19 protein-coding genes are annotated in these 19517 nt (G+C 67.4%); 13 read left to right on the top strand and 6 right to left on the bottom strand.

From position 1 onward, the window contains the following. The first annotated feature begins 65 nt into the window (after positions 1-65). Together VSR34_RS32250 and VSR34_RS32255 are read left to right on the top strand one after the other, a co-directional pair. On the top strand, positions 66-1685 hold the full coding sequence (locus VSR34_RS32250; RefSeq protein ID WP_342964539.1) for an iron ABC transporter permease: 1620 nt from the start codon (positions 66-68) through the stop codon (positions 1683-1685). A gap of 18 nt (positions 1686-1703) precedes the next feature. Next, on the top strand, positions 1704-2753 hold the full coding sequence (locus VSR34_RS32255) for an ABC transporter ATP-binding protein (RefSeq protein ID WP_342964525.1): 1050 nt from the start codon (positions 1704-1706) through the stop codon (positions 2751-2753). Here the strand turns inward: VSR34_RS32255 and VSR34_RS32260 are convergent. Then, on the bottom strand, positions 2741-3610 hold the full coding sequence (locus tag VSR34_RS32260; RefSeq protein WP_028214153.1) for a LysR family transcriptional regulator: 870 nt from the start codon (positions 3608-3610) through the stop codon (positions 2741-2743). The two genes, VSR34_RS32255 and VSR34_RS32260, sit on opposite strands and share 13 nt — an antisense overlap. A 146-nt stretch (positions 3611-3756) precedes the next feature. Here VSR34_RS32260 and VSR34_RS32265 point away from each other — a divergent pair, with 146 nt between their 5' ends. Further along, positions 3757-4683 carry a DMT family transporter gene (locus VSR34_RS32265; protein ID WP_028214152.1) on the top strand — a complete coding sequence of 309 codons (927 nt, stop codon included), beginning with the start codon at positions 3757-3759 and terminating at the stop codon, positions 4681-4683. A gap of 28 nt (positions 4684-4711) precedes the next feature. On the opposite strand, the gene VSR34_RS32270 is transcribed toward VSR34_RS32265, so the two are convergent. Beyond that, a complete protein-coding gene (locus VSR34_RS32270; RefSeq protein ID WP_028214151.1) occupies positions 4712-6013 on the bottom strand; it encodes an MFS transporter in 1302 nt (433 codons plus the stop codon). A 217-nt stretch (positions 6014-6230) separates the two neighbouring features. Between VSR34_RS32270 and VSR34_RS32275 the strand changes: the two genes are divergently transcribed. Genes VSR34_RS32275 through mdcH form a run of 8 tightly spaced genes read left to right on the top strand, consistent with a single transcriptional unit; the run spans position 6231 to position 13236 of the window. Next, positions 6231-7010 carry a GntR family transcriptional regulator gene (locus VSR34_RS32275; RefSeq protein WP_028214150.1) on the top strand — a complete coding sequence of 260 codons (780 nt, stop codon included), beginning with the start codon at positions 6231-6233 and terminating at the stop codon, positions 7008-7010. Beyond that, the gene (gene mdcA / locus VSR34_RS32280) at positions 6994-8667 is read left to right on the top strand and encodes a malonate decarboxylase subunit alpha (RefSeq protein WP_342964526.1); all 1674 of its coding nucleotides are present in this window, start codon (positions 6994-6996) and stop codon (positions 8665-8667) included. Before VSR34_RS32275 ends, mdcA begins: the two co-directional genes overlap by 17 nt. Before the next feature lie 5 nt (positions 8668-8672). Next, complete coding sequence (locus VSR34_RS32285) at positions 8673-9629, top strand: triphosphoribosyl-dephospho-CoA synthase (protein WP_342964527.1); 957 nt, start codon at positions 8673-8675, stop codon at positions 9627-9629. After that, positions 9617-9931: a malonate decarboxylase subunit delta gene (locus VSR34_RS32290; RefSeq protein WP_028214148.1), complete on the top strand. Its 315-nt coding sequence runs from the start codon at positions 9617-9619 to the stop codon at positions 9929-9931. The genes VSR34_RS32285 and VSR34_RS32290 overlap by 13 nt, the downstream gene beginning before the upstream one ends. Next, positions 9928-10809 (top strand): biotin-independent malonate decarboxylase subunit beta, encoded by an 882-nt coding sequence (locus tag VSR34_RS32295; protein ID WP_342964528.1) that lies wholly within the window; start codon positions 9928-9930, stop codon positions 10807-10809. Before VSR34_RS32290 ends, VSR34_RS32295 begins: the two co-directional genes overlap by 4 nt. Continuing rightward, positions 10806-11621, top strand: coding sequence for a biotin-independent malonate decarboxylase subunit gamma (gene mdcE, locus VSR34_RS32300; RefSeq protein WP_342964529.1), 816 nt, complete (start codon positions 10806-10808; stop codon positions 11619-11621). Before VSR34_RS32295 ends, mdcE begins: the two co-directional genes overlap by 4 nt. Continuing rightward, the gene (locus VSR34_RS32305; RefSeq protein WP_342964530.1) at positions 11621-12307 is read left to right on the top strand and encodes a malonate decarboxylase holo-ACP synthase; all 687 of its coding nucleotides are present in this window, start codon (positions 11621-11623) and stop codon (positions 12305-12307) included. The genes mdcE and VSR34_RS32305 overlap by 1 nt, the downstream gene beginning before the upstream one ends. Further along, positions 12304-13236 (top strand): malonate decarboxylase subunit epsilon, encoded by a 933-nt coding sequence (mdcH, locus tag VSR34_RS32310; RefSeq protein ID WP_036020518.1) that lies wholly within the window; start codon positions 12304-12306, stop codon positions 13234-13236. Before VSR34_RS32305 ends, mdcH begins: the two co-directional genes overlap by 4 nt. 142 nt (positions 13237-13378) lie before the next feature. On the opposite strand, the gene VSR34_RS32315 is transcribed toward mdcH, so the two are convergent. Together VSR34_RS32315 and VSR34_RS32320 are read right to left on the bottom strand one after the other, a co-directional pair. Further along, the gene (locus VSR34_RS32315) at positions 13379-13987 is read right to left on the bottom strand and encodes an alpha-ketoglutarate-dependent dioxygenase AlkB (RefSeq protein WP_342964531.1); all 609 of its coding nucleotides are present in this window, start codon (positions 13985-13987) and stop codon (positions 13379-13381) included. Between the two features lie 94 nt (positions 13988-14081). Then, positions 14082-14414, bottom strand: a complete 333-nt coding sequence (locus tag VSR34_RS32320; RefSeq protein WP_028231890.1) for a hypothetical protein — start codon at positions 14412-14414, stop codon at positions 14082-14084. Positions 14415-14823: 409 nt separating this feature from the next. Between VSR34_RS32320 and VSR34_RS32325 the strand changes: the two genes are divergently transcribed. Next, on the top strand, positions 14824-15993 hold the full coding sequence (locus tag VSR34_RS32325) for a metallophosphoesterase (RefSeq protein WP_028231891.1): 1170 nt from the start codon (positions 14824-14826) through the stop codon (positions 15991-15993). A gap of 111 nt (positions 15994-16104) precedes the next feature. Then, positions 16105-17196 (top strand): AI-2E family transporter, encoded by a 1092-nt coding sequence (locus tag VSR34_RS32330; protein ID WP_028214140.1) that lies wholly within the window; start codon positions 16105-16107, stop codon positions 17194-17196. A gap of 45 nt (positions 17197-17241) precedes the next feature. Here VSR34_RS32330 and VSR34_RS32335 read toward each other — a convergent pair whose 3' ends face one another. Beyond that, positions 17242-18684: a heavy metal sensor histidine kinase gene (locus VSR34_RS32335; protein ID WP_342964532.1), complete on the bottom strand. Its 1443-nt coding sequence runs from the start codon at positions 18682-18684 to the stop codon at positions 17242-17244. Then, a complete protein-coding gene (locus VSR34_RS32340; protein WP_028214139.1) occupies positions 18681-19370 on the bottom strand; it encodes a heavy metal response regulator transcription factor in 690 nt (229 codons plus the stop codon). Before VSR34_RS32340 ends, VSR34_RS32335 begins: the two co-directional genes overlap by 4 nt. Positions 19371-19517 lie beyond the last annotated feature (147 nt).

The following is a 19517-nucleotide window of genomic DNA, read 5'->3' on the forward strand; positions in this document are numbered from 1 at the left end:
GAAGCAAGATCGTGAGCGAAGCCGTCACTACGGTGCAAGCCGTGCCTGAGTCTCATCAAGAGACTATCGCGAGGGCGCCGTCCCAAAGCGCGCGACGCCATGCGCCGCGCGCGCTGCTCGCGACGGCCGCGCTCGGCCCGCTGCTGGTGCTGCTGCCGCTCGCGCTCACGTTCTGGCGCGCGCTCTCGTTCAGCTTCGCCGATGCCGCCGAGCTGATCTTCCGGCCGCTGGTTGGCGAGCTGCTCGTCAATACGCTCTCGATCACCGTTTCGGCCACGCTCGCTTCGGCCATGCTCGGCACGGCCGTGGCATGGCTCGTCGAACGCACCGATGTGCCGGGGCGGCGCGCATGGGCGCTCCTCGCCGCCGCGCCGCTCGCCATGCCCGCGTTCGTCACGAGCTATGCGTGGGTCTCGATGAGCCTGGATTTGCAGGACTTTCTCGGCGCGTTCATCGTCATCACGACGGCCTACTTCCCGCTCGTTTATCTCCCCGTGGCCGCCGCGCTGCGCGGTCTCGACCCGGCGCTCGAAGAGTCGGCGCGCGCGCTTGGCTGCAACCACTGGGCCGTTTTCGTGCGCGTTGTGCTGCCGCAATTGCGGCCCGCGCTGTTCGGCTCGATGCTGCTCGTCGCGCTCGGCGTGCTCTCCGAATTCGGCGCATTCACGCTATTGCGGTTTCGCACGTTCACCACGGAAATTTATGCTGAATACCGCACGAGCTTCGATGGCGGCGGCGCCTCGTTGCTCGCTTGCGTGCTAATCCTGCTCTGCCTCGTGTGCCTCGTGCTCGAGTTTCGCGTGCGCGGGCGCGCCCGCTATGCGCGCGTGGATCGCGGCACGCGGCGCGCGAACGTGCGCCATGCACTCGGGCGCTGGCGCTGGCCTGTCACGGCGGGCTTCGTCGCGCTCAACGCCGCCACCCTGGGCGTCCCGCTCGCGATGATCGGCTACTGGCTCACGCAGCCGGGCGCAGCGGCTATCACGCCGGCCGAGGTCTCGCCCGAGTTGCTGGTCTCGACCACCTTCGCCTCGCTGCGCCTCGGTCTGACGGCCGCATGCTTCACCACGCTGCTCGCGCTGCCGCTTGGGTATCTGCTGGCGCGTTACCCGGGCCACGCAGCCACGTTCCTCGAACGTACTGCCTTTATCGCGCAAGGCGTGCCGAGCCTCGTCATTGCGCTTGCGATCGTCTCGCTCGCCGTGCGCGCGCTCGAACCGCTGTACCAGGGCACCACGCTGCTGATCGCGGCCTACGCCATCCTCTTTCTGCCGCTCGCGCTGGTGAGCGTGCGCGCCGCGCTCATGCAGGCGCAGCAGCGCCTCGAAGAAACCGCACGCGCGCTCGGTTTGGGCTGGTTCGCGACGCTGCGCCGCGTCGTGCTGCCGCTCGCGGGCCCCGGTCTCGGCGCGGCGGCCTCGATGGTCTTCATCTCCGTGGTGACGGAACTCAACGCCACGCTACTGCTCGCGCCGATCGGCACCCACACGCTGGCCACGCAAGTCTGGACCGACACTTCTACGCTCGCCTTCGCGGCCGCAGCGCCCTACGCCGCCCTGCTCACCGCGCTGTCGCTCGCGGCTTCGGGCCTGCTGTTCGCATTTGCTGGCCGCTCGGCGCTCGCGGGCCATGCGGCCGCGCCGACGCCGGCCGCCCCTTCCGATATGCCCGCCAACGGCGCCTGAGTCCCGTTTCGCATCCCCATGAGCACACTTCGCATCTCCGGCCTTCAAAAGGCCTTCGACGGTCATCCGGTCCTGCACGGCATCGATCTCGCCGTGCGCTCGGGTTCGCTCGTCGCGCTGCTCGGCCCCTCGGGCAGCGGCAAGACGACGCTGCTGCGCTTGCTGTGCGGTTTCGAGCGTGCCGACGCCGGCACGATCACGATCGAGGGCCAGCGCGTGGCTGGCGACGGCCTGCATCTGCCGACCGAACAGCGCCGCATCGGCTATGTGCCGCAGGAAGGCGCCCTCTTCCCGCATCTCTCGGTCGCCGGGAACATCGTGTTCGGCCTGCCGCGCGCACAGCGCCGTGCACGCCATCGCGTGGCCGAGATGCTCGAACTCGTCGGGCTGCCTCAAGCGTATGCATCGCGCGCGCCGCAGCAGCTCTCGGGCGGGCAGCAGCAGCGCGTGGCGCTGGCCCGCGCGCTCGCGCCCTCGCCCGGCCTCGTGATGCTCGACGAACCGTTCTCGTCGCTCGACGCCGCGTTGCGCGTCGAAACCCGCGAAGCCGTGGCGCGTGCGCTCGCCGCGGCCGGCGCGACCGCCGTGCTCGTCACCCACGACCAGGCCGAGGCGCTGTCACTCGGCCATGAAGTTGCCGTGTTGTGGCGGGGAAGACTTCTGCAAAGCGGGCCGCCGCAAACGCTCTACCGCCGCCCGGCCACGCCCGAACTCGCGGCTTTCATCGGCGAGGCGGTGCTGCTGCCCGGCACGGTAGCGAACGGACGGGCGCATTGCGTGCTCGGCGCGCTGCCGATCCAGCAAGAGCAGCACGCCGAAGATGGCGCCGTGGACGTGATGCTGCGCCCCGAGCAAATCGACGTGCTGCCCGAAACCGTGCAACGCGAGGGCACGCTCGAAGCCATCGTGCGCGCCATCACCTTCCACGGCCAGGACGCCGCGCTCACGCTGCAACTGATCGATGCGGACACAACGATCCGCGCACGCGTGCCCGGCTATCGCACGCCGCGTGAAGGCAAGCGCGTGCGGCTCGCGGTGGGCGGCGAAGTGAGCGTCTACCCGCGCTGACGCGGCACCGAAAGATCCTGCACCATCTGCTGCGCGAGGTAGTCGCACGTGGGCCGGTTCGATTTGGCGCTGCGCGCCACCACGATTTCCAGCGGCTCTATTTTCGGCAGGCCCTGCGCCTCGCCGAGAATCGCAAAGCGCGGCGGCACGCTGCAGCGCGTGAGCGCCACGATCGCAATGCCCGCTTCCACGGTCGCCAGGAGCCCCAAAAGGCTCGCGCTGCTATATGCCGCCCGATAACGGATGTGCGCGGCATCGAGCGCCGCCACCGTATGCGCGCGCGCCACGCAGCCGTGCTCGTATAGACCCACCGGCAACGGCGACATGGCAAGCGGCGCGGGATCGGTGGCGGAGCCCACCCATACCAGTTCCTCAGCGCGCACGAATTCGCCGCGCAACTTGCGGTCGCGCGTCACGAAGGCGATGTCGATCTTGTTGTCCGCGAGCATGGGCCCGAGCGCCGAGCTTTGCGCGCATACGATCTCGATCTCCACATGCGGATAAAGCGTCGAAAAGCGCCGTAAAACCGGCGAGAGCAGCGAGGCCATGTAGTCGTCGGGGGCACCTAGCACCACGCGCCCCGTCACTTCCGGCCGCACCATCGCCGCCCACGCTTCCTCCTGCAAGTCCAGTGCCCGCCGCGCGTATTCGAGCAACGTGGTGCCCGGCCGCGTGAGCGCGAGATTGCGCGTGTCGCGCGTGAACAGCGTGGCGCCGAGCATCTGCTCGAGCCGTTTGACCTGCATGCTCACGGCCGCCTGCGAGCGGTGCACGGCTACGGCGGCCTTCGTGAAGCTGCCCGCGTCGGCGACGGCAGCGAAGGTGCGCAGCAAGTCGATGTCAAATTCGGGGTTCAAGCGGGGCTGGCTCCGGGCTACAGGTGGGGGCGGCGATTCATAAGCTGAATTGATGGAATTCTTCAATTTAATTCGTTTGCCCGCGCCCAGCAACTGGCAAATACTGGAGCCGTTTTCAACCCCCTTTCGATTTTGCCGCGTAAGCCATGCAATCCGATCATCAAGGTAACCGTCAGCAAGGCGTCCTCATGCTCGCGGGCGGCGGCCTCCTGATGGGCACGATCGGCGTGTTCGTCGAGGAGGCGCGCCTTGGCGCGCTCACGCTCGTGTTCTTCCGCTGCTTTTTCGGCATGCTCGCGCTCGCCGCGTACTGCGCGTACAAGGGCTGGCTCACGCCCCGGCAGTTCACGCGCCGCACGTTCGCGCTCGCGCTCATTTCGGGCGTGCTGATGGTGACGCAGTGGGTGGCCTTCTTCGACGCGATCCATCGCACGAGCATCGCGGTCTCGACGGTCGTGTTCCACGTGCAGCCGTTCTGGGTCGTGCTGATGGGCGCCGCGCTCTTCCACGAGCGGCTCGGCGCGGACCGGCTGGGCTGGATCGGCATGGCGTTCGTGGGCCTCGTGCTCGCTTCGGGCGTGCTCGCGGAAAGCCATATCGCCGATCGCACGAGCTACACGATCGGCATCGCCGAATCGCTGGGCGGCTCGGTGCTCTACGCGAGCGTCACGCTCATCGCCAAGGGCCTGCGCGATTTTCGCCCGCATCTGCTCACGCTCACGCAATGCGCGGTGGGTGCGGTGTGTCTGCCGCTCATCGCGCCGTTTTTCGCGCCGCTCCAGCTCGCGCATATCTCGGCCGTGCAATGGGGCTGGCTAGTCGGCATGGGGGTGCTGCACACGGGGCTTTCGTACGTGCTGATCTACGGCGCGTTGCCGATGCTCACCACGCCCGTGATCGCCGTGCTGCTGTTCGTGTATCCGCTCACGGCGATCGCCGTCGATGCGATCGTCTACGGGCGTGCGTTGAGCGCGCTGCAACTCGCCGGCATGGCGCTGATCGTGGCGGCGAGCCTCGGCGTGAATCTCGGCTGGCGCCTGCTGCCGCCGAGGCTCGTGAAGGTGCGCCGCTAAAGCGCGCGGCGCACGTCAAGGCACAGCCTCAGGTCGGCAGCGTCTTACCCCTGGTTTCCGGCGCGAACGGAATGATCAGGAGTCCTGCGACGAATGCCAGCGCCGTGAGCGCGACCGGCGTGCCGAGCGTGTGCATGTTCAGCACCGCGGCGCCCAGCAGGAAGTTCACCCCCGCGCCCACGAAGCGGCCGAACGACGTGCAGAACGCGAACGCCGTGGCGCGCACGCGCGTTCCGAACTGCTCGGGCAACCACAGGCTGAAGAGCGCGAAGTTGCCGCCAAAGAAGCCGAGCACGAACAGCAGCGCGATGAACGGCACCAGCCCGTTCTTGAGGTAGAACGCCCAGCCGAAGCTCGCGGCGATCGCCACGGCCATGCCCGCGAAATAGACGGCGAGCGTCCATTTGCGGCCGATGCGTTCGGCCAGCGGCGGCAGCGCGAGACAGCCCAGGATCGTGCCGATGGAGAGAATGCCGGTAGCGATCGAAGCGGTGCGGATCGCCTCGGCCTTGCTCGCGCCCGCCTTCGTCGCGAGCTGGATCACGGCCGAAGGCTCATAGACGGCGCCCGCCCACAGGCCGATGATCGCGATCGTCAGCAATGCGCACGCCACCACGGTACGCACGCGATACACGCTGCCGAAGATTTCACGCAGCGGGTGACCGTGGTGCACATGGCTCGCCTCCGACTTCTGCCACGTCTCCGGCTCCTCCACGCGCGTGAGCACCAGAATCGCCACCACCACCGGCACCGCGCCCGTGAGGAACATGGCCCGCCAGCCGAAGTGCACGCCGATCGTGTAATTGAGCGCGGCCGCGATGAAAAAGCCCGCGTAATAGCCGGTCTGCAGATAGCCCGCCCCCATCTTGCGGCGATCTTCGGGCCACGATTCGGCCACGTAGGTGCCCGCGAGCGCCCACTCGCCTCCAATGCCCACGCCCGCCAGAAAGCGGTAGATGCCGAGCGCCCAGACGCTCTGCGCGGTGGCGGAGAGGCCCGTGAAGATAGCGAACATGAAGATGGTGCCGGCCAGCACGCGCGTGCGGCCAAAGCGGTCGGCGAGCGGCCCCCAGATGAACGACAGGCCCCAGCCCACGAGGAAGAGCGCGAACAGGATCGAGCCGGCGAGCCCGATGTTCGCCGCACTGGCCTCGTAGCCCGAGCGCGGCAACAGTTCGGTGAGCGCGGGCGTGAGCACGAGTGCGTAGATGAACGAGTCCATCCCATCGAGCGTCCAGCCCGCCCAGGCGCCCCAGAAACCGGCGATCTGCGACCGGTTGAGCGGTGTCTTGCTGCGAGTACGCCGCGCGGACTCGGTGATCGAATTCATGATGCTCCTCTCTCCTTTGATGTCTCGCCCTGCGCGCATGCCTGTATGCGTGCGCGCCGCGAAACGCGGAAATGCAGGCCGCTGCAGAAGCCGGCCCTCGTCAGGAACTTCCTGTAAGCCCCCGTTCTCCCTACCCGTCTATAGTGAATCCGATGCTTCTGTGGTGCGGGTTTTCGAGGCTTTCGCCTTCGTCTTTTTATATATAATATGTGATCCTATGAACGACGCAACGGATGGTTTTCCCCTGGAAGGCGCTAGCGCGCCCCGCACCAGCACCTCGCGCATGATCGCCGACGCCCTGCGCAGCGCGATCGTCGAGGGCAAGCTCGCGCCTGATGCGCCGCTGCGCCAGGACGCGATCGCGCGGCATTTTTCGGTCAGCGCCATTCCCGTGCGCGAGGCGTTGCGCCAGCTCGCGAGCGAAGGCTGGGCCAAGATCGAAGTGAACAAGGGCGCGAGCGTCGCCTCGCTCTCGGCCGACGAAGCGCGCGAGATCTACGAGATCCGCTCCGCGCTGGAGAGCCTCGCGCTCGGCCTTGCGATTCCGAACCACACGAGCGCCACGCTGCGCGAAGTGAGCGCGCTCGCCGCGGCCGCGAAGCGTGAACGCGATCCGTCGCTCTATGTCGCGCGCAACGAGGCCTTTCATATGAACCTCTACGCGCCCGCCGGCCGGCCGCAGTTGATGGAGATGCTCACGACGCTCCATCGCCGCGGCGAACGCTATCTGCGTCTGAAATTCGGCTTTCCCGAGTACAAGGGCGAATCCGATAGCGAGCACGCCGAGATCCTCGCCGCCGTGAAGCGCGGCGACGTGCCCACCGCGCAAAAGCTCGTGGCGGAGCACCTGCTCGGCACGGGCGAACTCATCTACCGTTTCCTGACCGAGCGCGCCGCGCCGCCTGCGGCGGCGACCTCAGCGCCCCCTGCTGCACCGAAGCCGCGCGCCGCCTCTTCCCGCTCACGGAGCCGAACCGCCGATGAAGCCTCAAGCTGATACGCAACCCTCGCCCGGCCTCGCGCCGCGCTCGTGGACCACGCGCCGCGACGAGAAAGCCCGCCGCCTCGCCGCCATCTCGCACTGGCTCGAAGACGGCATCCTTCCCGCCGCGCGCACGACCGAAGCGCTCGAACTGCTGATCCGCCCCGGCGACCGCGTCGCGCTGGAAGGCGACAACCAGAAGCAGGCCGACTTTCTCTCGCGCTCGCTGGCAAAAGCCGATCCCGCAAAGCTCAACAACATCCACCTCCTGATTTCGAGCATCAGCCGGCCCGAGCAACTCACGCTGTTCGAGCGCGGCATTGCGCATCGCGTTGACTTCGCGTTCGCGGGGCCGCAGAGCTTGCGCGTCGCGCAGCTGCTCGAAGACGGTCAGCTCGAAGTGGGCGCGATCCATACCTATGTCGAGCTATACGCGCGCATGTTCGTCGACCTGATTCCGCAGGTCGCGCTGCTTTGCGCCGAGAAGGCCGACCGCCACGGCAACCTCTACACCGGCCCGAACACCGAGGACACGCCCACCATCGCCGAGGCCGCTGCGTTCAGCCAGGGCATCGTGATCGTTCAGGTAAACGAAATTGTCGACGAACTGCCGCGCGTGGATATCCCCGGCTCGTGGGTCGACGTGGTCGTGCAAGCCGACCGGCCGTTCGCGGTCGAGCCGCTGTTCACGCGCGACCCGCGTCATATCGGCGACTTGCAGGTGCTCACCGCGATGATGGTCATCAAGGGCATTTACGCGCCTTATGGCATCGCGTCGCTCAATCACGGCATTGGGTTCGACACCGCCGCGATCGAATTGCTGCTGCCCACGTATGGCGAATCGCTCGGCCTGAAAGGCAAGATCTGCCGTAACTGGACGCTCAATCCGCATCCCACGCTCATTCCAGCGATCGAATCGGGCTGGGTGGAAAGCGTGCACTGCTTCGGCAGCGAAGTGGGCATGGAGGCCTATATCGCCGCGCGGCCCGATGTGTTCTTCACCGGCAGCGACGGCAGCCTGCGCTCGAACCGCGTGCTGTGCCAGCTCGCGGGGCAATACGCCGTCGATCTCTTCATCGGCTCGACGCTGCAGATCGACGCCGACGCGAACTCGTCCACCGTCACACGCGGGCGCCTCGCGGGTTTCGGCGGCGCGCCGAACATGGGCCACGATCCACGCGGCCGGCGCCACGCGAGCGAAGCGTGGCTCAAGCTGCTCAGGGACAACGGCCCGGTTTCGCGCGGCCACAAGCTCGTGGTGCAGCTTGCGGAGACCTGGAAGAAAGGCGGCGAGCCGACCTTCGTCGACGAACTCGACGCCATCGCCGTGGGCCGGAAGAGCGGCATGCCCGTCGCCCCCGTGATGATCTACGGCGACGACGTGAGCCACGTCGTGACCGAGGAAGGCATTGCGCACCTGCATCGCGCCGAAGGCATCGACGAACGCCGCGCGGCGCTTGCGGCCGTGGCGGGCGTGACGCCCATCGGGCTGCGCGCACAGCAGCAGAAAACCGACGAGCTGCGCCGCCGCGGCATCGTGCAGTTCCCCGAGGATCTCGGCATCCTGCGCGGCGACGCCAAACGCTCGCTGCTCGCGGCGCGCAGCATCGACGATCTGGTGACCTGGTCGGGCGGCCTCTACACGCCGCCCGCGCGCTTTCGCAGCTGGTGAGCGCGATGCGCACGTTCACCCTTACGCCGTTCGCCGAGGGCGCGGCGGGCCTCGCGCGGCGCGTCCCGTGCAGCGCCGGTGCACCGTCGCCGGGTTCGGCCGCACAGCTCGCACGCTTCGCCCGCGACGCACTGATCGAAGAGGCGCGCCTCACGCCCAAGCCCGCGCTCGTGGACGCGCGCGGTAGTGGCGCGCACAACGATCTCGATCTCGCGACGATGCTGCGCTCGGCGCACGCGCTCGAACCCACGTTCGAAGCGCTCGCGCGCGCGTCGTGCGGCGCCGCGCCGGGCACGGCGCTGCGCACCGACCTCGCGCGCATCGGACGCGCCGGCGAAGCCGCGATGATGCGCGCGACGCAAGGCAGCAATGCGCATCGCGGCGCGATCTGGATCGTCGGCCTGCTCGTGGCGGGCGCGGCGATCGTGCACACGCCTCACGTCAGCCATGGCGCGTACGCCCATGCGGCGCACATCTGCGCAACCGCAGCGACGATTGCACGCTTCGACGACCTGTTCGCGCGACCCACGCAAAGCCACGGCGAGCGCGTGCGCCAGCGTTTCAAGGTAGGCGGCGCGCGCGGCGAAGCACAGGACGGTTTTCCGCACGTCGTGCGCGTGGGTCTACCCGCGCTGCACGCCGCACGGGCGCAAGGTTGCGACGAAGCCCACGCGCGCGTGGACGCACTGCTCGCGATCATGGCGTCGCTCGACGACACCTGCGTGCTCCATCGCGCGGGGCTCGCCGGGCGCGAGGCCGCGCAAGCCGGCGCGCGGCGCGTGCGCGACGCCGGTGGCGTTGCGACACAGGCCGGGCGCGCGGCCTTCGATGCGCTGGAACGCGCGCTGCTCGCGCTCAACGCATCGCCGGGCGGCGCGGCCGATCTGCTCGCCGCGACGCTCTTCATCGACAGACTGCTTCAGCACCGCATGGGCGGGAGGACGGCTTCATGGAACAACTGACATTCGACTACCCGGCGCAACGCGCCGTGACGACGCGCGCCCATGTGGGCGTGGTGGGTTCGGGCGATCTCGAAGTGCTGCTGCAACCCGCCAGCGACATGCAGGCGCGCGTGGTCGTGCATACGAGCGTGGACGGCTACGGGCACATCTGGAAGAGCGTGCTCGACCGCTTCTTCACGCGCTACGACGGCGCGGCGCTCATCGAGATCAACGACTTCGGCGCGACGCCCGGCGTGGTGGCGCTGCGGCTCGCGGAGGCTGTGGAAGCGGCTCAGGGCGGTGAACGAGGAGCACAGTCATGAGCAGCGCTAATCAAGTGGGGCCGGGCGCGCTGCTGCGCGAAAGCTTCATCGAGTTGAGCGCCCGGGAACGCGCGGCCGCCGTGCTCGACGCGGGCACGTTCCGCGAACTCCTCGGCCCATTCGACCGCATCGAATCGCCGTGGCTCCCGTTGCAGGGCATCGTCTGCCAGGCCGACGACGGCGCGGTGATCGCGCGCGGGACCATCGACGGCCAGCCCGCCGTGGTCGCCGCCATCGAATCCGCGTTCCAGGGCGGCAGCATCGGCGAAGTGTCGGGCAGCAAGATCGCCGCGGCGCTCGAACTCGCACTCGCCGACTGCGAGCGCGGCAAGATCGTGCGGCCCGTCATCCTGTTCGAAACGGGCGGCGTGCGCTTGCAGGAAGCGAATCTCGGCCTCGCCGTGATCGCGGAGATCCAGTCGGCCATCGTCGCGTTGCGCGCTCACGTACCCGTGGTCGGCGTGATCGCGGGCATGGTGGGTTGCTTTGGCGGAATGTCGCTCGCTGCGGCACTGTGTTCGATGCTCGTGATGACGAAGCAAGGCCGCCTCGGCATGAACGGCCCCGAGGTGATCGAGCAGGAAGCCGGCATCGAGGAACTCGATTCGAGCGACCGCCGCCAGGTATGGCAACTGATCGGCGGCGAGCAGCGCACGCAGACAGGCTTCGCCGATGCGCTGGTGGACGATGCCGTCGACGACGTGCGCACCGCCGTGCGCGCGGCGTTTTCGCAAGGCGTGCCGCACTCGCATCGCTCGGCGAACGTCGATGCGATGCTCGCCAGGCTCGCGCAAATCGATCCCGCCAGCGTCACCCCAGAATCGATGCGCGCGGTGTTTGCCGCATCGCCCACGAACCTCCGCGGAGAAACGGCATGAACGACACGACGACGAGCCGCGGCACACGCTGGCTGCTCGCCCTGGCGGGTGTTGACGCACGAGGCGCCTGCGTTCAATACGCCGATGCGCCGCTCGGCGACGAAACGGCGCGCTTCATCACCGTGGCGCCCGATCCCGCGAACCGCTTTCCGCGCGCGCGCGACAACGTGGTGGGCCTCGAGCAAGGCTGGCTTCTCGCGAAGGCCGTGCGCGACGCGATTGCCGAAGATGCCGCGAGCGGCAAGCGCCGCCCCATCATCGCGATCGTCGACGTGAAGAGCCAGGCATACGGCTACCGTGAGGAGATGCTCGGCATCCACCTCGCGTGCGCATCGGCCGTGGACGCCTACGCGAGCGCGCGCCTCGCCGGGCATCCCGTGGTGGCGCTGATCGTCGGCCCCGCGATGTCGGGCGCGTTCCTCGCGCACGGCTACCAGGCCAACCGCATCGTCGCGCTCGACGCGCCCGGCACGATGGTCCACGCCATGGGCAAGGAAGCCGCGGCGCGCGTCACGCGGCGCAGCGTCGAGGAGCTCGACGAACTTGGCGAAAAGATCGTGCCGATGTCCTATTCGATGGCGTCGTTCGCGAAGCTCGGTCTGCTCGACGAGCTGATCGAAGGCGTCGACGCGGACGCGCCCAGCAACGCGCAAACCGCGCGCGTGCGCGACGTGCTCGCGAAGAAGGTGCGCGAAGCCCGCGGCGACAAGAGCGGCCTCGCGCATCGCTTGCAGGGCGAATCGGCACAGCGCACGCGTGTGGCGTCGATCGAGGTGCGCAAGCGCCTTGCGCAACAATGGGACGCTAGCTGATGCGCGTCTGCGCTGCCCCGCCCTTCGCAGAAGACGCGCCGCGCCAGGACGATGCGCGCTGGCACGCCCACGATCTGCTGCAGATTCGACGCGGCGCATCGATTGCGCACTCGAGCGACGAGCCGGACTGGGTACGCGACGCCCTCGCGCGCGCACCCTGGGTGGTCGTGCGGCGTACGCGCGCGGCGGCAGGCTTCGTGGCGGTCGGCGTGCGCGGCAGTGCACGATCACAGCGTTTCGGCACGTGGCTCGATACTGAGGATATCGAATCGTCTTCTGCGCCGGAAGACCTGCGCGATATCGAGCCGCTGCGCGAGCGCCGCGCACTGCCCGCGTTCATCGCGCTGGCCGCCCTGCGCGAAACCGCCTCGCCGCTACGCGATTACGCCTGGGGCCCCACGGGCAGCGCGGGTTTTGAACTCGCCGCGGGCATCCCCACGCTCACGGCGTCGAGCGATCTCGACGTCCTGATTCGTCTGCCGCAACGCGTCTCGCGCGCCGCGATCGACTCGCTTGCGCAAACGCTCGCGCGAGCCGCGAGCCGCGCCGGCACGCGCATCGACGCGCAACTCGAAACGCCATCGGGCGGCGTCGCGCTGGCCGAACTCGCCGCGCACAAGCCGCGCGTGCTGGCGCGCGCTTCGAGCGGCGCGCAGCTCGTTACCGATCCCTGGCGCACACCATGACGCTCGCGCTGCTCTTTCCCGGCCAAGGCGCGCAAAGCCCCGGCTTTCTCCACAAGCTGCCGCAGCACGACGCGGTGCGGGCGACGCTCGCCGAGGCATCGGCCGCGCTTGGCCTGGACGTCCTCACGCTCGATAGCGACGACAGCTTGCGCTCCACGGTTGCGGTTCAGATCGGGCTGACGGTCGCTGGCGTTGCCGTTGCGCGCGCGCTCGCGCACGAAGGTCTCGTTGCCCAGTTCTGCGCAGGGCTATCCGTGGGCGCCTATGCGGCAGCGGTAACGTGCGAAGCCCTGTCGTTCGGCGACGCGCTGCATATGGTGCGCAAGCGCGCCGAGCTGATGGAGAACGCGTGGCCCTCGGGCTACGGCCTGGCGGCCGTCGCGGGGTTGAGCGAGACGCAGGTGGAAGCGCTCGCGCAAGCACATGCGCGCGAAGGCGGCGAACCCGTGTACGTGGCGAACGTCAACGCCCCGCGCCAGATCGTCGTGGCCGGGGCCGACGCGGCGCTCGCGGCGTTCTCCGCGCGCGCGCTTGCTGCCGGCGCGCGCAAGGCGCAACGGCTCATGGTTGCGGTTCCTTCGCATTGCGAACTATTGGCCGATGCCGCCGACAAGCTCACCGCGTGGGCGAAAGACATCCCCTTCACGGCGCCGCGCAGTGTCTACGTCGACAATCGCGGCGGCCGCCCGCTCCACAGCGCAAACGCGATCCGCGCCGATCTCGCCACCAACATGCGCTATACGGTGCGCTGGTACGACGCACTGACGGTCGTGATCGAATCGGGCGCCAGTGTGCTGGTCGAGGCGCCGCCTGGCCAGGTACTCACCGACATCGCGCGCGAGCACTATCCCGAAGAAACGACGGCGCTCGCGGCATCGACGTTGCCTCATGAGCGGCTCGTCGCTATCGTGCGGCGGCGGTTGGGTTGAGCTTCGCTTGAGTCGTGCGCGCCGCCGCCAAATAGGGCGTTTATGCGCATAAAGTCTTATTTGATTTCTACGGCGACGCGTGGAAGCTCGAGGCTAATCGCATGTTCATTGATTTCGCGGCCATCTGGCGCCATCTAGCGTCTTATTTACGCAAAGCTGCGGTCACAATACGAAACGTCAGATTGACGCGCTCACCGCACACGGCGGGCTCCTTCGGCACCCGATGCCGCCACTGCGCCTGAGTCATGCCCTGCATCACGAGCAGGCTGCCGCTCGTCAGCCGGAAGGAGCGCACCACGCCCGTTGCGTTGTGGCGCAGATCGAAACGCCGCGTCGCGCCGAGGCTCAGCGAGGCAATGACCGGTTCCGGGCCCAGCTCGGGTTCGTGATCGGCATGCCACCCCATGCTGTCTGCGCCGCTGCGATAACGATTGAGCAGCACGCTGTTAAAACGCACGCCGCACAGCGCCGAGATGGCGTCGCGCAATTCGGCCACCGTGGCGGACCAGGGCTGCGGCACGTTGCGAATTCCAGAGTAGACGTAGACCGCGCCCTCATCGCCTTGCCAGGCCGTGAGACGCGGCTGGTCCACCCAGCCGCCGGGCGTGCGAATGCGCTCCTGGCGCCAGTCGGCCTCGGCGATGATGCGGGTGAGCGCCTCGGCCGCCGCATCGTCCGCGAGCCATGACGGATGCCACCTCACGTCGGGGTGAGGCGCGGACTGGGGCGTGTCGTCGAAGAGATCGAACATCGCGAACGCTTGAATCGAGCGGGAAACGCACAGTTTCGCACGGCGCGAATGCGCCCGCCGCGCGCCGCCCATTTCAGCAGTTGTGCTTGCGGGATCAGGTAAGCAGCGCGATATAGAACACCGCTGCACCGATGAGCGCGCCGACGAAACAGAAGCCCTCGGCGGGCTCGTCGGTGGTGCGCGAGCGCAGCCACGCGCCCACTACGCCGAACATGCCCGCGATACCTAACGCGACGAACAACATCACGACGTCGAATAACGCGCTTCGGCCGATATCGAGGATATCGACTCGCTTGACGGCGAAATAGACTACGACGGCCATGATCGAGAGCACGACCATCGGCAGCATGACGTGGCTGCCCTCATAACCGACGTGACGACCATGCAGACCCTCGTGCACCCCATGCGCAGGCCGGATGATTTTCATGATTCGTCTCCCCCAGGAGCGCCCGAAAAGCACGGGCCTCGATTCAAGCATAGTCCATCGCCGAGGCTAATTCAATGGACGTTTAATAGTGTGGCGCAGCCCCGCAAGAAAATAGTGCAACCAGCGAGATCGCATTGGCAATCCAGGGAAATGCCGCAGCGCCACAACCCTGCCCCGCGTACCGCGCGAGCCCCATTCATACACGCATGCATGTATGTCGAGTCCGCGTTCCTCAGGGCTTCGATGGCGCATCGCAGCAAGCACCGGGGACGCCGCCATGTCACAGCGCAAACGCAGCCGTCCCGGTAAAATCCAACGCAGCCTGCCTGAACGCCGTCCTTACGCGTTCCCGGTGTCCGGGCCTTTGCCGCAGCGCCCTGCGCCGCCCCTGCCATCCGTTCCCGCCGCCATGCCCCGACTCTCGTTTCTGGTCCGCTTCATTGCCATCGGCGTGCTGCTGCACGCCTATGTCGGCTTTCGCCTGATCCCCGATCTGCCCGTGCCGGCCGCCGGCAAGTGGCTCGCGGTGCTGTGGCTCGTGCTCTCGGTGCTGTTCATCCCGCCCGGCATGCTCGCGCGGCGCTTCAAGCGCCAGCCGCTCGGCGACCGTCTCGCGTGGATCGGCATGCTTGCCATGGGATTTTTCTCGTCGCTGCTCATGCTGACGATCGCGCGCGACATCGTGCTCGCCTCCGCCATGACCGTGGAGGCGCTGTGGCCCCGCGCCATCGATCTCGCGAACTGGCGCACCGCGAGCGCCGCCACGGTGATCACGCTGGCCTTCGTTTCCTCCGGATTCGGCTTCTTCAATGCGCGGCGGCGCGCGCGCGTGCGCAACGTCGAGGTGCCGATTCGCGGCCTGCCCGCCGCGCTCGACGGCTTCACGATCGTGCAGCTGAGCGACATTCACGTCGGGCCCACGATCAAGCACGGTTACGTCGATGCGATCGTGCGCGCCGTGAATCAGCTCGACGCCGACGTGGTGGCCATCACCGGCGACATCGTGGACGGCAGCGTGGCCCATCTCGCCGATCACACCGCGCCGCTCGGCAAGCTCAATGCCCATCACGGCGTGTATCTCGTGACCGGCAATCACGAGTACTACTCGGGCGCGGACGCGTGGATTGCCGAGTTCCGCCGCATCGGGCTCACGGTGCTGATGAATCAGCACGTGGTGATCGAACATGGCGGCGAGCGGCTCGTGCTGGCCGGCGTGACCGACTTCACGGGCGGCCAGTTCGATCCCGCGCACCGCAGCGATCCGGCCGCAGCACTGCGCGGCGCGCCCGCGGACATCCACACACGCGTGCTGCTCGCGCACCAGCCTCGCACCGCGCACGCCGCCGCCGCCGCGGGCTTCACGCTGCAACTGTCCGGCCACACGCACGGCGGCCAGATCTTCCCGTGGAATTTCCTCGTCCGGCTGCAGCAGCCGTTCACCGCGGGGCTGGAAAAGCTCGGCGGCCTCTGGGTCTATACGAGCCGGGGCACCGGTTACTGGGGGCCGCCCAAACGCCTTGGCGCGCCTTCGGAGATCACGCGCGTGCGGCTCGTGGGTGCGGTATTGAGCGCGGACTGAGCGTGCATTGCAACCGGCGACGGCCGGCACGATCTTGTCGGTATGATTGGGCAATGTCGCCACTCGTCCGCCGTTAGTCCACTATTCGGCCTCAACGGGAATTTATCGCTCATGGAAGGCAACAAGGCTCTTCACCAGACATCGTTCTACCTGCTGCTGCTGACGGTATCCGTCGCGCTGTGCTTCATCCTCGCGCCGTTCTTCAGCACGGTGCTCTGGGGCGCCATTCTCGCGTTGATCTTTCAGCCGGTGCAGCGCAGGCTCGTCGCACAGCTCGGGCGCAGGCGCAATCTCGCCGCGCTCATCACACTCATGATCTGCCTTGTGATCGTGATCTTCCCGCTCACGCTCGTCGCGGGAACGCTGGTCCAGCAGGTCGCCCTGGCCTACCAGCAGGTGCGCGCCGGCAGTCTCGATTTCGGGGCGTACTTCAGCCAGATCGTCCATGCACTGCCCGTCTCGATCCAGAACCTGCTGGCGCGCTACGACCTCATGGATCTGCCGGGGCTGCAGCAACGGCTTTCGGCGGGCGCCGCGGAAATCAGCCAGTTCATCGCCACGCGCGCGCTGAGCGTCGGGCAGAACACCTTGCAGTTCCTGGTGAGCTTTGGCGTCATGCTCTATCTGTTCTTCTTTCTCGTGCGCGACGGAAGCGAAATCTCGCGGCTGATACGCGACGCCATTCCGCTCGACAAACAGCACAAGCTGCATCTCATACGCAAATTCACGACGGTGATACGCGCGACGGTGAAGGGCAACCTGGTCGTCGCGGTCGTGCAGGGCGGGCTGGGCGGCGTTGCGCTCTGGGTGCTCGGCATTCAGGGCGCGCTGCTCTGGGGCTTCGTCATGATGCTGCTCTCGCTGCTGCCGGCCGTGGGCGCGGCGCTGGTGTGGGGGCCGGTCGCCATCTATTTCCTTTCGACGGGCGCGATCGCGAAAGGCGTCGGACTCATCGTCTTCGGCTCGGTGGTCATCGGCACCGTGGACAACGTGCTGCGCCCGCTGCTCGTGGGCAAGGACACGCGCCTGCCGGACTGGGTCGTGCTGATTTCGACGCTGGGCGGTATTTCGCTCATCGGCATCAACGGCTTCGTGATCGGGCCGCTGGTGGCCGCGCTCTTCATCAGTTGCTGGGATCTCCTGCGCAAGGGTCAGCACGACATCGAAAACGAGCGCGCGCCCGTTGAGGACGAGCCCGTATGAGGTCGATCGTCTAGCCGGCGTCGGCGCCGGACGTCATGCGCAACGTCAGGGCGAAACGTGCAGCGGCAAGCCGGCGCGACCCTGACGCACGATCCCGGCATCGACAGGCGACTGCTGCGCATCGCCGCCGTCCACGGCCACCGAGAAGCCAAATGTATTCACACCGTCGGCACTGCGCACGAACACCGTGCCGCCGTGCATCTCCGCCACGGCCTTGACGATCGAAAGCCCTAGCCCGTGATTTTCGTGGCTGTTGGAGCGCGCTTCCTGAAGGCGGTAGAAGCGGTCGAAGATATGCTCGCGTACTACCGGATCGAGCGGCTCACCGGGATTCGAAACGGCGATCTCCACGTGTCCGTCCTGCGGCGCGACGGTGGCGCACAGCGTCGTTCCGGGCTGCGAATGCTGGATCGCATTGACGAACAGATTGCTCACCGCGCGCCCGATCAGCGACGTGTTCACCCATGCGCGGGCGTCGCCCTGCACTTGCACGCGCAACTGCGCTTCTTCCAGCGGCATCTCCAGAAAGTCGAGCATGCGCTCGATCTCGGCGCGCAACGAGACTTCCGCGAGATCCGTCGCCCGTTCGCCGCGGTCGCTGCGCGAGAGAAACAGCATGTCGTTCACGATCACGCGCAATCGTTCGAATTCCTCAAGATTCGATTGCAGTGTCTGTTGCAACTGCTCGACGGAACGGTCGCGCGTGAGCGCCACCTGGGTCTGGCCGATCAGAATGCTCACTGGCGTGCGCAATTCGTGCGCCACGTCGGCGTTGAACGACTCGAGGCGCTCATAGGCCTTGTCGAGGCGCTCCAGTGCGCCGTTGAACGACGTGGCGAGTTCATGAAGCTCCTCGGGCAGCGCGTCCGAATGCAGACGCTGGCGCCGGTTCGACGGACTCAATTGCGCCGCCTCGCGCGAGAGGCGCGTGAGCGGGGCGAGCCCGAAGCGCGTGACCGCACGGCTCAGGAGCGCGACCACGATCGTGGAAAGCACGATCAGCACGCCGAGCACCATGCCGAAGCGCCGCAGCATGCCTTCGGTGCGCACGCAATCAGTGCCGACCACGAGCTTCACCTCGGGCCGCTCGCCGCTCGCCGGCACGATATAAGTCGATGTGATGATGTCGTAGCTGCTGCCGGGCGGGCGCACGCGCAGATGATTCGGGCCAACATCGCCCGTGACCTTGCCGACGATGGGTGAGCCGAAGCGAAAGCGCGGATCGGGCCCCTCGACGTAGTAATGCATGCGGCTGTCGGCGGGCGAGAGGTCGCGCAGCTTTTCCTGCACGAAGGCCCACTTCTCAACGTTGGGTGCGTGCGCAACGATCAGATTCGCGATGCGCGCCCGCGTGTCGAGCGTCTCGCGCAGCTCGTTGAAGAGCTGACGCTGCATCAGGAGGAAAAGGCCCGCGCCCGTGAGCGTGAACACGATCAGCGACACCGCCGCGAACATCGCCGAGAGCCGCAGCGAGATCGAGCGTTTCATGGCGTCTGGCCTCCTTCCTCGCGCACTTCGAGCACATAGCCCATGCCGCGGATGGTGTGCAGCAGTTTCGCCGCATGCGGGCCGTCGAGTTTCGCGCGCAGCCGCTTGATCGCCGTCTCCACCACGTTCGCGTTGCTTTCGAAATTGACGTCCCAGACCAGCTCGGTGATGAGCGTCTTCGAGAGAATCTCGCCGCGCCGGCGCGCGAGCACGGAGAGCAACTGAAACTCCTTCGCCGTGAGATCGAGGCGCACACCGTCGCGCGTCGCCCGGCGGCTGATGAGGTCCACCTGCAGATCGCCCACCGAAATCAGCGTGGATTCCTGTGAGCGTGCGCGGCGCGTGAGCGCGCGCAGGCGCTCGACGAGTTCGAGAAACGAGAACGGCTTCGTGAGATAGTCGTCGGCGCCGTCGCGCAGGCCATGGACGCGGTCGTCCACGCGGTCGCGCGCCGTCAGCATGATGACCGGCGTGTCCTTCTTCGCGCGCACGGCGCGCAGCACGCCGAAGCCGTCGAGCTTCGGCAGCATGACGTCGAGCACGATCACGTCGAAGTCGTATTCCGTGGCCATCCACGCGCCTTCCTCGCCATCCATGGCGACGTCCACGACCCAGCCTTGTTCCGTGAGTCCGCTGCGCAGATAGTCCACGACCTTGCGCTCGTCTTCGATTACCAATACTTTCATGCCCGCCCTCCTCTTCGCGCGGTGTCCTGCGATCTCGCCCGGCGTTCTTTCATATTCCGCCAGCGGGCCGCCGCGGCTCATGACCGCGGTTTCGCGCGCTTTTTTCGGTCCTGATGCCGGGCTCGTTCAAGCCCTGCCATAAGCCTT

This window comes from Paraburkholderia sp. JHI2823, assembly GCF_038900695.1.
GTDB classification, from domain to species: domain Bacteria; phylum Pseudomonadota; class Gammaproteobacteria; order Burkholderiales; family Burkholderiaceae; genus Paraburkholderia; species Paraburkholderia mimosarum.